The sequence below is a fragment of the Ethanoligenens sp. genome (assembly GCF_047718355.1).
GTDB lineage: Bacteria > Bacillota > Clostridia > Oscillospirales > Ethanoligenentaceae > Ethanoligenens.
Genome location: NZ_JBDNLG010000024.1, coordinates 16035 through 30738 on the forward strand (window position 1 = coordinate 16035; position 14704 = coordinate 30738).

The window sequence follows — 14704 nt, forward strand, 5'->3', positions numbered from 1 at the left end:
ATGCCATGCCCCGTGCAGCGAGACTGAATTGGCAGGTGCATTACATGTATGCAGTAATTGAAACCGGCGGAAAACAGTACAAGGTCGCTGAGGGCGACACTGTTTTTGTCGAAAAACTTGGCCTTGACGAGGGCGCGGAAGTCACATTTGAAAAAGTGGCGGCACTCGGCAAGGATGAGGGGTTGGTCATCGGCGCACCGTATGTGGATGGTGCGAAGGTGTCCGCCAAAGTAGTAAAGAACGGCAAAGAGAAGAAGATTCTGGTCTTTAAATACAAGGCCAAAAAGAATTACCGCAGACGCAAGGGCCATCGTCAGCCCTATACGAAAGTCCAGATCGAAAAAATCGAGGGCTGATGCGGGTATAAGAAAAGCACGTCGCGGCTGGGTGCTTAAGCGCCAGTCCGACAGTTGCTTGAATGCGCAGGGAGGTAAATCTGATGGCACATAAAAAAGGGGTAGGCTCTACCAAAAACGGACGCGATTCCGAGTCCAAACGCCTTGGCGTAAAACGTGCGGACGGCCAGGCTGTCCTCGCAGGCAACATCATTCTGAGACAGCGCGGCACACATATTCATCCGGGTGAAAATGTCGGTCGTGGAAACGACGACACGCTGTTCGCACTGATTGAAGGCCGCGTGAAGTTCGAACGTGTGGGCCGTGATCGCAAGCGTGTAAGTGTTTACGCCAAAGCACAGTAAAAGTTTTTTAGGCGTACATTTTTATCAGATCAAATAGCAGAGATATTGAAAATCCCGGAAAGCGGTTTGCTTTTCGGGATTTTTTGCATCAAAAAACGCGACCGGCAAATTATAACTTGCCGGTCGCGTATGTTTTGAAAAAATAGATGGAGTTGATTTAGGACTGATGTTTTTTTGCGGCTGCAATGAAGGATGCAAATAATGGATGCGGGCGGTTCGGCCGGGATTTAAATTCAGGATGAAATTGCACACCGATAAACCAGGGGTGATCGGGCAATTCGACCATTTCCACCAGATTTTCATCCGGCGAAAGCCCTGCCAAAACCATGCCATTGCGCTCGAAATCCTCACGATATTCGTTGTTAAATTCCAGCCGATGGCGGTGCCGTTCATAAATCAGTTCTTCGTTGTGGTATACCGAACGGCTGAGGGTGCCTGCCTTCAACTTACAGGGATACAGACCCAGCCGCATCGTACCGCCGAGATTGGTGATGTCCTTTTGGTCGGGCATGAAGGCGATGACCGCGTGTGAACATTCAGGTTCAAATTCAGCAGAATTTGCATCGTCAAAACCGATTACATTGCGCGCAAATTCAATGGCGACCATATGCATTCCCAAACAGATTCCGAAAAATGGGATCTGCTGTTCACGGGCGTATTTGACGGCTTCAATCATGCCGGGAATGCCCCGGTCGCCAAATCCGCCCGGTACCAAAATGCCGTCGCAGCCCGCGATCTGCGCGGCTACATTCTGTGGTGTAACATCTTCGGAGTTGACCCATTTGACATGCACCTGCACGCCGTTGGCAATGCCCGCATGGCAAAGCGATTCCACTACGGAGAGGTAAGCGTCGTGCAGTTCCACATACTTACCCACCAGCGCAATGGTCAGCTCGCCGTTGGTGTCCTCGAAGCGCTTAACCATCGCACGCCATTCGTCCAAGTCGGGTGCCCTGGTTTCATCCAATTCCAGATGATGGCAAACGGAATGGGCCAGGCCTTCTTTTTCAAGCATCAGTGGGACTTCATAAAGTACCGGTGCCGTCAGGTTCTGGATAACATCCTCCGGACGAATGTTACAGAACAGGCTGATTTTTTCACGCATGTCCTCTGGAATGGGGTGCTCACTGCGGCAGACAATGATGTTTGGCTGGATGCCGAGAGAGAGCAGTTCTTTCACGCTGTGCTGGGTGGGCTTGGATTTCAGTTCATCAGAACCATAGATGTATGGCACCAGCGTCACATGGATAAACATGGCATTGTGCGGACCCACTTCTTTGGCCGCCTGCCGGATGGCTTCCAGAAACGGGGTGGATTCGATATCACCCACCGTGCCGCCAATCTCGGTGATGACGATGTCGGTGTGCCCTGTACGGCCCACGCGGTAGATGCGCTCTTTGATCTCGTTGGTAATGTGCGGAATGACCTGCACCGTACCCCCAAGGAAATCGCCGCGCCGTTCTTTGGTGATAACGTTCCAATACACTTTGCCGGTGGTGATGTTGGAATTAACCGACAGATTCTCGTCAATGAACCGTTCATAGTGTCCAAGGTCAAGATCGGTTTCCGCGCCGTCGTCGGTCACGAACACCTCACCATGCTGATAGGGGCTCATGGTACCGGGGTCCACATTGATATACGGGTCAAATTTCTGCATGGTCACCCGGTATCCCCTCGCTTTGAGGAGCCTGCCGAGGGATGCGGCTGTGATGCCCTTTCCGAGGCCGGATACGACGCCGCCCGTTACAAAAATATATTTTACCGCCAAACCGTTTCCTCCTCGCGTCCCGACATGCCAAAATATGCATGTCCCAAAATTCGATCGCCCGCACACGGGTGCGGCGCGCGTTGCTGTTCGGTTTACCGCCGAACAGCGAATAAACATACTCACCTATTCTACCCTGTTTGTTGCCAGCGGTCAAGGAAAAATTACATGTGGGCGCTGCTCGTTTTTTTGTTTGTGCGAGGAGACCGACAGATGCCGATTTACCTGCTGAAAGGGGTGGTTTACTGCAGTCGTTCTTTTCTTGAAAACAGCGGCAGATCGTTTGCTGAAGGCGAAGGACGGCGGTACGATACAATGTCCTGCCCAACCGCCTACCACACTTGCTTACTGTTTTGAAAATAAACTCCGCACATGCGCTTGATTTTTTGATTTTTTCTTGATATAATGGAAATGGAGAAAATTTTCTTTATAATTGCGAAGCGGCATGGATATCCATGGACTTTGCTGCATAGTTCCATCCTATTAAAAAACGCAGTGCGCGCGTATAAGCACAGGAGGGTATATTTTATGAGCAAACAACAAATTGGGGTCATTGGCTTGGCCGTTATGGGCAAAAATCTGGCATTGAATATCGAAAGCAGAGGCTATTCTGTAGCAGTCTACAACCGCAGCCGTCAAAAAACCGATGAAATGTTGGCTGAGTGCAAAGAGAAACAGGTTGTGGGCGCATATACCATTGAAGAATTCGTCAATGCGTTAGAAGTACCCCGGAAAATCATCATCATGGTCAAAGCAGGCGGTCCGGTGGATGCGACCATTGCACAGCTCAAACCATATCTCCAGAAAAATGATATTCTAATTGATGGTGGCAACTCCTACTTTAAAGATACAATCCGGCGCAACAAGGAATTGGAACAAGAAGGATTCCGCTTTATTGGCACTGGAGTTTCCGGCGGTGAAGAGGGTGCGCTAAAAGGCCCATCCCTTATGCCGGGCGGACAAAAAGATGCATACGAGCTGGTCGAACCGATTTTCACGGCTATTTCCGCCAAAGTGAATGGCGATCCCTGCTGCACGTTCATCGGTGCAAACGGTGCGGGGCATTTTGTGAAGATGATGCACAACGGCATCGAATATGGGGATATGCAACTCATCTGTGAAGCGTTTGCTCTTTTAAAAGAAGTGCTGAACCCATCATATCAGGAACTTGCCGACATCTTTACGGAGTGGAACAAAGGTGAGTTGGACAGCTATCTCATTGAAATTACACGCGATATTTTGGGAAAAATGGATGAAGAGACCGGAAAGCCTATGCTGGATGTCATTCTGGACACTGCAGGGCAAAAAGGCACCGGTAAATGGGCAAGTCAGAGTGCCTTGGATGAAGGCGTTTCCACACAGACGATTACAGAAGCGGTATTTGCTCGCTGCCTTTCTGCCATCAAAGAAGAGCGAGTGGGGGCAAGCAAGATTTTGCATGGACCCAGTCCGGCGTCATTCACTGGTGACCGCAACGCCTTTATCGAAAATGTACGCCGTGCACTTTATGCCAGCAAGATTTGTTCATATGCACAAGGATTTGCTTTGCTCCGTGCCGCTGCCAAACAATATGATTGGGACCTGCACTATGGCGAAATTGCCATGATCTTTCGTGGTGGTTGTATTATTCGCGCGCACTTCCTCCAGAAAATCAAGGATGCCTACGACCGGCAGTCCGATTTGCCCAATTTGCTGCTCGACCCGTATTTCAGCGGTGTGCTGCAACAATATCAGGATGCATGGCGCAGTGTAATTGCTACCGCCATCACACGCGGAATCGCCGCACCTGCATTCTCCAGTGCCATTGCTTATTTTGACAGCTACCGCAGCGAGCGCTTGCCGGCTAACTTGTTGCAGGCACAGCGGGACTATTTTGGAGCACATACATACGAACGGGTCGACAAGCCACGCGGCGAGTTTTTCCATACCAATTGGACGGGACACGGCGGCACCACGGCAGCTACCACTTATACCGTATAAAGCCGTTTTCTTACTTACTGTAATATGTTTCATTATAGGGTCTGCAAAACAACCGGGGTACCTCGATTAAAAATGAAGGTACCCCGGTTGTTTTTATCTTTAATGCATGTTGTTTCCGCTTTGTCGGATTGGTTCGGATGATGGGTATCGATCTAACAAGGGAATTAATACCGTTTGGAAGCGACAGCGGCACGCATCTTGCGCACGCTCTCAAAATATTCCTCTTGATTCTGCATACACACGCCTACATAAAGACAATCCAATAGGCAGAGTGCACTTAAACGGGAAGACATAGCCTCGCTTTTGAGCTGTTGTTCCAAACCGAAACTGATAAGTGATATATCAGACACTTCTGAAAGGGGTGAGCGCGCATTGGAAGTGACGGCGATAATAAAAACACCGTTTTGATGGGCAATACGCGCATTTTCTACCAGTTCTTTGTTGCTGCCTGTATTGGAAATGGCGACGATACAGTCTTTGGAAGTTAGAAATGCGCTAGTCATGACCTGCAAATGTGAATCGTTCTGGTAAACACAGCGCTTACCGGTACGCAAAAATTTATGGTAAGCATCAAACGCGACCGCCGCAGAGCCGCCCATGCCGAAAAAAGCCACATTGTCCGCGGCTGCCAGCCGATCAATCGCACGCTGAAGATCAGTTGGTTCTATGCCTTGAAGCGTCTGCCCAAGGGAACGGATATGTGATTGGAAGACCTTTTGCATGAGTACTGTTACGCTGTCATCTTCTCGAATGTCCTCATAAATATCATCCATCGGGTCGACCACTTCGCTGGCAATGCGGATTTTCAGATCCTGGTAGCCCTTACAATTCATCTTTTTGCAAAAGCGGACAATGGTGGCCTCTCCGCTTCCGCATCGTTCCGCCAGTTCCGTAATGGAAAGGTGGATGACGTCTTTAGGGCTATGGAGGATATACTCTCCCACTCGTTTTTCCGCACCCTTTAACTCACTGTAAAGCTGCTGAATCTTATTGAGATATGATGTGCCCATTACATTCGCCTCCTTTTGATGCGGCGGTTCTATGAAAAAAGAAAATGTTCTCCAAATACAGAGGACTTCTGCCTTTTATTATAGCATGATTCAACGGGTGTGGCAATTCCCATCACGCATAGAAAAGGCTGATTTACAGTACCGATGGCGATGATGTGTGAAATATTTGTAATATTATTTCATAAATCGCTTGAATTTTGTGTATACTGTGCTATAATCAGTTTTGGAGAACAATTTCTCCACACTGTAAAGGGGGGTTCTGTTTTGGATAGATATGCGATCGGTGTGGATATTGGCACTACCAGTACAAAAGCAATTTTGTTCGATCGAAACGGCACGGCACTGAAAAAGGCATTTGAGGGCTACACCATCCTTTCTCCCAAACCGTTGTTTCGGGAAATGAATCCAGATACAATTGCAGATGCGGTGATTCATACCATTAGAAAAGTAATGGAGGATGTACCGCCGGATGAAGTACAGTTGGTGTCTTTTAGTGCTATGATGCATAGTTTGCTGGCAGTGGACGGCAATGGAAGACCTCTTACAAACTGTATGATTTGGGCAGACGGCCGCAGTACCGCTTATGCCCGTACTTTTGGAGAAAGCGGAGAGGGGCTGGCCATCTATCAGCGTACCGGAACGCCCTGCCACCCAATGTCGCCGCTGTATAAACTGATGTGGCTGCGTGACTATCAACAAGAGATTTTTCAAAAGGCAGCAAAGTTTATTTCCATAAAAGAATATCTTTTTTATAAGTTCTGTGGGAACTATCTGGTGGATGCTTCCGTTGCTTCTGCGACTGGTCTGTACAATTTGTTTACCGGTAACTGGGATACAGAAGTGCTCCAATTGCTGGGGTTGAAAGCTTCCCGCTTCTCGGAAGTGGTATCCACCACCTTCCGATTGCCTGCGGTGCATGGCGAAATGCTGGCCGCTATGGGGCTGGATGCACATACGGCTTTTATCGCCGGCGGCAGCGATGGCTGTCTGGCCAATCTTGGTTCGGGGGCAGTCACCAATGGGACTGCCGCCGTCACCATTGGAACCAGCGGCGCTGTGCGCGTCTGCTTTGATAAACCGGTGACCGACAGCCGGGGACGTGTGTTTTGCTACGTGTTATCAGAGGACAAATACATCGTGGGCGGCCCCATCAATAATGGCGGCATCGTCTACCAGTGGTTTCGCAACACGTTCGGGCAGGAAGAACAGGCGCATGCGGAAAGTGTTGGCTTAAAGAGTTACGCTTATCTTGACCGGTATATTGAGGAGACGCCGCCGGGCAGTCATGATTTGCTTTTCCTGCCGTTTTTGATGGGAGAGCGCGCGCCGTATTGGAATGCGGATATGCGTGGTGCATTTGTTGGTGTGACCGATGCACACACCAAAAAGGATTTCACACGTGCTTGTATCGAAAGCGTCTGCTATGCCATCAACAGTGTGTTCCAGATTGTTGCTTCCCTGGTTGGCGAGATTGGGCAGGTACATGTAGACGGTGGGTTCACTAAAAACGCGGAATGTGTGCACATCCTGTGTGATGTGCTTAACGCCGATCTTTCTGTATTTGAGAATACCGAAAGCGCCTGTTTTGGCGCGGTAATACTGGGGTGGAAATCATTGGGGGTCATTTCTTCGCTGGAGACTCGTTTTGACGCGGCGGACACGGTGGATACCTACCAGCCTAGAGAGCAGAACCGGGCTTGTTACGACCGATTATTCCACTTGTATACGCAGGCTGTGGAGGGCTTACTGCCTGTGTTTGAGGGGTTTGCCAAAAAATGACCGTGTGATAATTGCGGAGGGGGAATTTATATGCCATTGTTTATAATTGCCATCGGGATCGTTCTTCTTCTCATCCTAATGATTAAGTGTAAACTCAATGGGTTCATTTCGCTGGTGGTGGTCGCGCTGGCAGTCGGTTTGATGGAAGGCATGTCCTTGACCAAAGTGGTCAAATCGCTGGAAACCGGCTTTGGCGGCACACTGGGGAGCTTGGCGTTAATCTTGGGATTTGGCGCTATTCTTGGCAGGCTGATGGCCGACTCCGGTGCGGCACAGCGTATTTCCAACACACTGATCGACAAATTTGGCAAGAAACGCATCCAGTGGGCCATTCTGTTGACCGGTTTCATATCCGGTATTGCCATGTTTTATGAAATCGGCTTTGTTGTGCTCATTCCTCTTGCATTTACCATTGCGATTTCTGCCGATGTGCCGCTGCTGTATGTTGGCGTGCCGATGGCCGCAGCTCTGTCGGTCTGCCATGGCTTTTTGCCGCCGCATCCCGGACCGACCGCCATTGCAGGCATTTATAATGCCAACCTGGGACGGGTGCTGATCTACGGTCTTATTATTGCCATTCCAACCGTTATCGTCGCGGGTCCCGTCTTTACCGCTATTCTGAAAAAGATGGGTATGCTGCGGATGGAGATGCCGCTTAAACTGTTCAAACCGAAAATTTTTGCCGAAACGGAAATGCCCAGTTTTGGTATCAGCGTGTTTACCGGCATCGTTCCTGTCATTCTTATGGCGGTTTCGGCGGGCGCAACCATGACGATGTCTGCTAAAAACCCCACGCGTGAGCTGGTCAACTTTGTTGGCGACCCTGCGATTGCGATGCTTATTTCCGTGATCGTTGCTATTTTCACATTGGGGCTTTTTCAGGGTACCAATATAAAAAGCGTCATGAAGACGGCAGGCGATTCCGTCAGTTCCATCGCTATGATCTTGTTGATCATCGGTGGCGGCGGCGGTTTCAAGCAGGTGTTGATCGACAGCGGTGTTAGCCAATATATCGTACACGCGATTTCCGGCAGCAATATCTCCCCCATACTGCTGGCATGGCTGATTGCTGCTGTGCTGCGTCTGGCTCTCGGGTCGGCCACGGTCGCCGCGATGACGGCCGCCGGCATCGTCGCACCGCTGATTGCCACAACAGGCGCCAATCCGGAACTGCTTGTGCTGGCTACCGGTGCCGGCAGTTTAATCTTCTCCCATGTGAATGATGCAGGTTTCTGGATGTTTAAAGAATATTTCGGCCTGACAATTCCCGAAACATTAAAGTCCTGGTCGACAATGGAGACAATCATCTCGGTAATGGGTCTTGGCGGTACACTGCTGATTAGTGTGTTTGTTCATTAAGCCGGGTAACGCACCCCATATCGAATTTATTTTAAAGGAGAATGCACATGCAAACAGTTGATAAAACGGTATTGGCACGAAAAGCGGTAGAAATCCGTAAAGGCGCACTGCTGGCCGTCTACAGTGGACAATCGGGGCACCCGGGAGGGTCTCTTTCAATCGCGGATATCCTTTGCTATCTATATTTTCATGAGTTGCATGTCGATCCCGCCCAACCCAAAGATCCAGACCGTGACCGGCTGGTGCTTTCAAAAGGCCATTGTGCTCCCGGCTTGTATGCGGCACTGGCGTTGAAGGGGTATTTCCCATGGGAACAGCTCAAAACGTTCCGCTGTTTAAACAGCACGTTGCAAGGGCATCCCAACATGAACGATACGCCGGGCGTGGATATGTCTACCGGTTCGTTAGGGCAAGGTATTTCCGCTGCCTGCGGTATGGCGCTTTCAGGGAAGATTTCAAAGAAACCCTACCGGGTCTACGCTATTCTCGGTGACGGGGAACTGGAGGAAGGCGAGGTCTGGGAGGCCGCTATGTTCGCGGCACAGTACAAACTTGATAATCTGGTTGCCTGTGTGGATAACAACGGTCTGCAAATCGATGGTAAGATCACTGATGTGATGTCTCCGCTGCCTATCCCGGAGAAATTCCGTGCGTTTGGCTGGCATGTCATAGAGATTGACGCGCACGATTTTGATCAGATTGAGGCAGCTTATGCCGAGGCAAAGACGGTTAAAGGGCAGCCGAGCATGATTGTGGCGCACAGTGTAAAGGGCAAAGGCGTGTCATTCATGGAAAATCAGGCTGGCTGGCACGGGATGGCGCCAAATGATGAACAATATGCGCAGGCTGTCCAAGAGCTGGACACGGCACTTGAAAAGCTGGGGGTACAGAAATGAGCGAAACGAAGAAAATTGCCACACGGGAAGCCTACGGCAATGCATTAGCCGAATTTGGCACACAATATTCGGATTTGGTGGTGCTGGATGCCGATTTATCCAAGTCTACCAAAACCGCAACATTTAAAAAGCAGTTTCCGGATCGCCATTTCAACTGCGGCATTGCCGAAAGCAACATGATGGCGGTGGCGGCAGGTCTGGCGGCGACCGGAAAAATTGTATTCGCCAGCACGTTTGCCATGTTTGCGGCAGGGCGGGCATTTGAACAAGTACGCAATTCGATCGGTTATCCGCATTTGAATGTGAAGATCGGCGCGACCCATGCGGGTCTGTCGGTCGGTGAAGATGGCGCGACCCACCAGTGCTGTGAAGATATTGGTTTAATGCGCACCATTCCCGGTATGGTCATACTCAACCCGTCGGATGCCTTGGAAGCCCGCGCAGCGGTGGAAGCGGCAATTCAACATGACGGACCGGTCTACCTGCGTTTTGGACGGCTGCCAGTGCCGGTCATCAATGACGGCGCAGATTATAAATTTGAGATTGGCAAGGGCGTAACACTGGCAGACGGAAGCGATGTTACCCTTGCGGCCACAGGACTGCTGGTACCGGAAGCTTTACATGCGCGTGAAATGCTGGCGGCGGACGGCATACACGCTCGAGTGCTCAATTTTCATACCATCAAACCTATTGATCGGGATCTTCTCGTGAAAGCAGCTGTGGAAACTGGTGCTATTGTTACTGCCGAGGAGCATAATATCATTGGCGGATTGGGCAGTGCGGTTTGCGAGGTGGTGGCTGAGGAGCATCCGGTGCCAGTGCTGCGTGTGGGTGTGGAAGATACGTTTGGGCAGTCCGGTCCTGCCAAAGAGGTTTTGCGGCAGTATGGACTTACGGCGGAGCACATTGCGGAAAAAGCGAAGAGTGCTCTTTCACACAAATAGAATAGCACCTTAGCACATCGCAAGGCCGGAATGACGATTAGCACAATTAGTAGGCCGTGTGCCCACTTGTCATGCTGTCCTCGCTCTCCGGCTGGCGCTGTGGAATCCGATTCTACCGCCGCCATCCCAGGCTCTACGGAGAGGTGTAATAATCCCGCTGCCGCCGTTTCCGGCAATGCCTCCTCATCGAGTACCTTTACGCTTTCCTTAATGGATTTCTGTAATTTCTGGTATGATTTCATTGAGTGACAGCCTCGGGCATAGTCTTTCAGACTATACCCGAAGCTGTCATTTTCAATTTTCACGGAATTTGGGACAACATCCTGTTTTCCGTCCTTCCTATATGCTTCAATCCACCGGGACATGGTTTTATTGGTAATCCGAAGTGTTCTGCCCGGCCAGCGCCTGATGGCGCTGCACGTTCATCTTACCGAATATAAGCGTTCAAGCAGAGAAAACAGTTCACACAAAAATCCGCCTCAATCCCGACATCGTGAGGCCTTTTTATCTATACAAGCTATTAATTTCTATTGTGACACGTTTTTCTATCGACATTTTAATAAAATAAGACATAATAATCAAAATTTTTTCAAAAAATCATTGAATTTTAGATATTATATGATATAATTTGTTTTGGAGAAAATATTCTCCTATTTCCACTCTGCACTATCTCCATTCGATATAGCACGATAGGTTGTGGACGAGCAGTTGTGATAGATTCAGTGTTTAAGCACATCTGCGCTGCTTGTTGGATTCTGTGTCCTAATTGGCTCTTATCGGTTTACAAAATGGATATGGAGATAATTTTACAAAAATGTGTGGTGATTAAAATGAATGGGAAAGTGTTTGGTTGTGTGACTTGCGGCAGTCCATTTGGACGATCTGGATAGATCGTGCTTTTAGGCTCTGAACAGCGCAACAGATCAAGGGGAGATACGCCAATCACATTGATGGGTAAAGAGGGAGTTGCATCATGGCATCAATCAACGAGATCGAGGTAACTGACATCCAGTTGAACATTGAGGCGGCAGATAGACAAAGCGCCGTCCGAAAAGCAGCGCAGCCTTTGGTAGACACGGGCAATATCACAACGGGTTATGTGGATGAGATGCTCGACGCGATGGAAAAACTGGGACCTTACTTCGTCATCGCGCCGGGGTTGGCACTGGCACATGCCAGACCATCTGAAAATGTGAAGCAAACAGGTTTTAGTATCGCTACATTCCAAACACCAATCAAATTTGGAAGTGCGGAAAATGATCCGGTCGATATCGTAATTGTACTTGCTTCCATTGATTCGTCCAACCATCTTGAGATGCTGCAAAAAATCGTGGGCTTTTTAAATGAAGAAAAAAATATTGCAATGCTAAGGGAAGCTGCCAGCATGGAAGACGCGGTGAACATTGCGCTTATCATTAATAAGAAAGGGAACTGATTATGCAAGCGGTATTTAATTTTATCGTTTTTCAGGTCTTGAGCAATTCCACCATTTTTCTGGGCATCATTGCGCTGGCAGGTCTAATCCTACAGCGTAAAAAGCTTCCGCAGGTGGTCGATGGTACGGTAAAGACCATTGTTGGACTAACTGTTTTGAGCTTGGGTGCAGGCGTCCTCATTAATACGCTGGGTCCTCTGGTTACAAAATTAAACGATACCCTACATGTCAAAGGCGTGCTGCCTACAAATGACGCTGTATTTGGTGTGGCGATGAAATACGATACCCTGGCGAAGGATATCGTGATTACGTTCCTACTGGCATTTCTGCTGCACTTGGTATTGGTACGGATTACACCTGTGAAAATATTTAAAAACACATTCCTTACCGCGCACATGATGCTTTATCATGCAGCGTTCATGAATGTGACTTTGCCAGGTGTGCTCCACACCAATGAGGTAGCAACCATTGCTGTCTCTACTGTTATCAACGCAATTTTCTTCACCTATTCGCCGGCCATCCCACGCGTGCTTTCCCGTAAATGGACAGGTGACGCGCTCACATTGGGACACCAGCAGCAAGTTGGGTCATTAGTGGCGCATTATGTGGGCAAATGGTGTGGCAATAAAGAGGAGGACGCGGACGATCTCAAACTTCCCAAATGGGCATCCATGTTTCGCGACAACACCATCACGCTGGTGTTTTTAATGCCAATCATTTTTATTTGCATTGGGTTGGCTGTCGGTCAGCATGGCATCCAAGCCATGGCGGGTACTGGGCGTGACGCCACCAACTGGATTATTTACTTGATTCTCCAAGGCGTTGCATTTACCGCAGGAATTGTTATCCTGCTCTCCGGCGTGCGTATGTTCATTGGTTCTATCGTACCGGCATTTAAAGGAATCGCGGACAAATTTTTACCGGGTTCCGTACCGGCACTCGATTGCCCGACAATTTATCCGTATTCTCCAATGGGTTCAATGTTTGGCTTCATCGGGTCTACGGTTGGTTCTATCGCGGTCACGCTGGCAACTATCGCATTCCATTCCCCCATTATTGTATTTCCCAGCCCTATCATTATGTTTTTTGATGGCAGTTCAATGGGCGTTTTCGGAAATAAATCCGGTGGTTGGCGCGGTGCCGTTGCCGCGGGTTTGGTGACATCGATCATCTCCTCGGCTGGTGTTATTTTGCTTTACCCACTGACTGGTTCAGTTTACGGTAGCGGCTTGACCTGGTCCAATATCGACTATTCGTTGGTTTGGCTGCCGCTTATGTATCTGCTGAAAGGTGTGCGTATGCTGTTTGGGTTCTGATTCTTGCCCATCCTTTACATACATATTTTTTCTATCAACTTTTTAACAAAACAGGAGGAAACTATTATGAAAATCGTTGCTGTCTGCGGATTCGGTGTGGGTTCGAGTGTAATCGCCAAAATGAACATTGAAAGTATCTTACAAGAAGAAGGCAAAGATGCGGAAGTGGCAACTGTTGACTTGGGCTCGATTACAAGTGTTTCGGCGGATATTTATGTGACCACGCGCGAACTGTTCGAAAATTTTCCGGAAGAATATAAGTCAAAAACCATCGTGCTGACTAATTTTGTGGACAAGACCAGCATCAAAAAAAGTCTCGATGAAAAAATCAGCAGCCTGAATGCCTGAGCGGTTTTCAATACGGGCGTGGAGAGGAACGTGGCTATGTCTGTTAAAGACGTACATCAAGTGACAAAACAGGCGTGGAAAGACGAGGTGTTTCCAGAATGGGGGACATGGCTCAATGAAGAAATCGACACCACCAATGTACCGTCTGGCAAGGTTGCTTTGTGGTGGCTGTGCAATATGGGGGTCTGGATTAAATCCGACCAGCAGACCAGTGTTGTTGTCGATTTCTGGTGTGGGTCTGGGAAGAACACCCATTATAAACCGGAAATGGACCCCCGACACCAGTGGGCACGCTTGACGGGGGGACGAAACATCCAACCTAATCTGCGTACACAACCGATGGTAATTGATCCATTTGAAGTACGCAAGCTGGACGCTTTTTTAGTTACACATTTTCATTCGGACCATCAGGATCTGCATGTGACGGGAGCTATTCTGCAAAATGTGCGTGAAAAGATCCCGTTCATAGGACCCAAGGCCGTGGTGGAAAAGTGGCTTTCCTGGGGTGTTCCCCGTGAGCGATGCAAAGTTGTCCAGCCAGGCGATGTGGTACAGATCAAAGATGTGGAAATCATCGTAACAGACTCATTTGACCGCACAGCGCTGATATCCGATTCTGTGGGGTTGGATACTCCAGATGATCGCACAGTGCCGGAAATGGATGAACGCGCGGTAAATTATGTCATAAAAACCAACGGCGGGACAGTTTACCATGGAGCGGACTCACACTACTCAACCTATTTTGCCAAACATGGAAAAGATTTTGATATCGATATTGCATTGTTGGCGTTTGCTGAGAATCCCGTTGGCATTCAAGATAAGATGACCTCTGTGGATATTCTGCGTGCAGCTGAATCTTTGGATACAAAAGTAGTAATTCCGTTGCACTGGGATATTTGGTCCAACATGTTGGGAGACCCCCGGGAAATTCTGTACTTGTGGCGGCAGCGGAGAGAACGATTTGACTATCTTTTCTATCCATTTTTGTGGCAGCCGGGTGGAAAGTTTCTGTTTCCAGATGATTGCAAAAAATTGGAATATTTTCACCGTCGCGGATTTGAGGATCGATATAGCTATCCCGTCAATCTTCCGTATAGAGCTTTTCTGTAAGAATATATTGAATATTGATAAAAGAGGCGGAGCAATTGCTCCGCCTCTTTTATCAATATTCA

13 protein-coding genes are annotated in these 14704 nt (G+C 48.9%); 11 read left to right on the plus strand and 2 right to left on the minus strand.

All coding sequences use genetic code 11. The features are described from left to right. Window positions 1–44: 44 nt before the first annotated feature. Both rplU and rpmA read left to right on the plus strand, forming a co-directional pair. On the plus strand, window positions 45–356 hold the full coding sequence (gene rplU, locus ABF463_RS05575; RefSeq protein ID WP_415532577.1) for a 50S ribosomal protein L21: 312 nt from the start codon (window positions 45–47) through the stop codon (window positions 354–356). Between the two features lie 83 nt (window positions 357–439). Beyond that, on the plus strand, window positions 440–700 hold the full coding sequence (rpmA, locus tag ABF463_RS05580) for a 50S ribosomal protein L27 (protein WP_415532578.1): 261 nt from the start codon (window positions 440–442) through the stop codon (window positions 698–700). A 157-nt stretch (window positions 701–857) separates the two neighbouring features. On the opposite strand, the gene ABF463_RS05585 is transcribed toward rpmA, so the two are convergent. Continuing rightward, a complete protein-coding gene (locus ABF463_RS05585; protein ID WP_415532579.1) occupies window positions 858–2468 on the minus strand; it encodes a CTP synthase in 1611 nt (536 codons plus the stop codon). Between the two features lie 525 nt (window positions 2469–2993). Between ABF463_RS05585 and gnd the strand changes: the two genes are divergently transcribed. Further along, entirely contained in the window at window positions 2994–4445 is a 1452-nt protein-coding gene (gnd, locus tag ABF463_RS05590; protein ID WP_415532580.1) for a decarboxylating NADP(+)-dependent phosphogluconate dehydrogenase, read from the plus strand. A gap of 164 nt (window positions 4446–4609) precedes the next feature. Here the strand turns inward: gnd and ABF463_RS05595 are convergent, their stop codons facing one another. Beyond that, window positions 4610–5455 (minus strand): MurR/RpiR family transcriptional regulator, encoded by an 846-nt coding sequence (locus tag ABF463_RS05595; RefSeq protein WP_415532581.1) that lies wholly within the window; start codon window positions 5453–5455, stop codon window positions 4610–4612. A 264-nt stretch (window positions 5456–5719) separates the two neighbouring features. On the opposite strand from ABF463_RS05595, the gene ABF463_RS05600 reads away from it, so the two are divergent. The 8 genes from ABF463_RS05600 (at window position 5720) to ulaG (ending at window position 14642) form a co-directional block, all read left to right on the plus strand. Beyond that, the gene (locus tag ABF463_RS05600; RefSeq protein WP_415532582.1) at window positions 5720–7234 is read left to right on the plus strand and encodes a gluconokinase; all 1515 of its coding nucleotides are present in this window, start codon (window positions 5720–5722) and stop codon (window positions 7232–7234) included. A 30-nt stretch (window positions 7235–7264) separates the two neighbouring features. After that, complete coding sequence (locus ABF463_RS05605) at window positions 7265–8593, plus strand: gluconate:H+ symporter (RefSeq protein WP_415532583.1); 1329 nt, start codon at window positions 7265–7267, stop codon at window positions 8591–8593. 47 nt (window positions 8594–8640) lie between these two features. After that, the gene (locus ABF463_RS05610) at window positions 8641–9489 is read left to right on the plus strand and encodes a transketolase (RefSeq protein ID WP_415532584.1); all 849 of its coding nucleotides are present in this window, start codon (window positions 8641–8643) and stop codon (window positions 9487–9489) included. After that, the gene (locus ABF463_RS05615; RefSeq protein WP_415532585.1) at window positions 9486–10433 is read left to right on the plus strand and encodes a transketolase family protein; all 948 of its coding nucleotides are present in this window, start codon (window positions 9486–9488) and stop codon (window positions 10431–10433) included. The genes ABF463_RS05610 and ABF463_RS05615 overlap by 4 nt, the downstream gene beginning before the upstream one ends. Window positions 10434–11406: 973 nt before the next feature. Next, window positions 11407–11868 carry a PTS sugar transporter subunit IIA gene (locus ABF463_RS05620; protein ID WP_415532586.1) on the plus strand — a complete coding sequence of 154 codons (462 nt, stop codon included), beginning with the start codon at window positions 11407–11409 and terminating at the stop codon, window positions 11866–11868. Between the two features lie 2 nt (window positions 11869–11870). Next, window positions 11871–13184, plus strand: coding sequence for a PTS ascorbate transporter subunit IIC (locus ABF463_RS05625; RefSeq protein WP_415532587.1), 1314 nt, complete (start codon window positions 11871–11873; stop codon window positions 13182–13184). A gap of 66 nt (window positions 13185–13250) precedes the next feature. Beyond that, window positions 13251–13532 carry a PTS sugar transporter subunit IIB gene (locus tag ABF463_RS05630; protein ID WP_415532588.1) on the plus strand — a complete coding sequence of 94 codons (282 nt, stop codon included), beginning with the start codon at window positions 13251–13253 and terminating at the stop codon, window positions 13530–13532. Window positions 13533–13568: 36 nt separating this feature from the next. Further along, the gene (gene ulaG / locus ABF463_RS05635; protein ID WP_415532589.1) at window positions 13569–14642 is read left to right on the plus strand and encodes an L-ascorbate 6-phosphate lactonase; all 1074 of its coding nucleotides are present in this window, start codon (window positions 13569–13571) and stop codon (window positions 14640–14642) included. The last annotated feature ends 62 nt before the right edge of the window (window positions 14643–14704 follow it).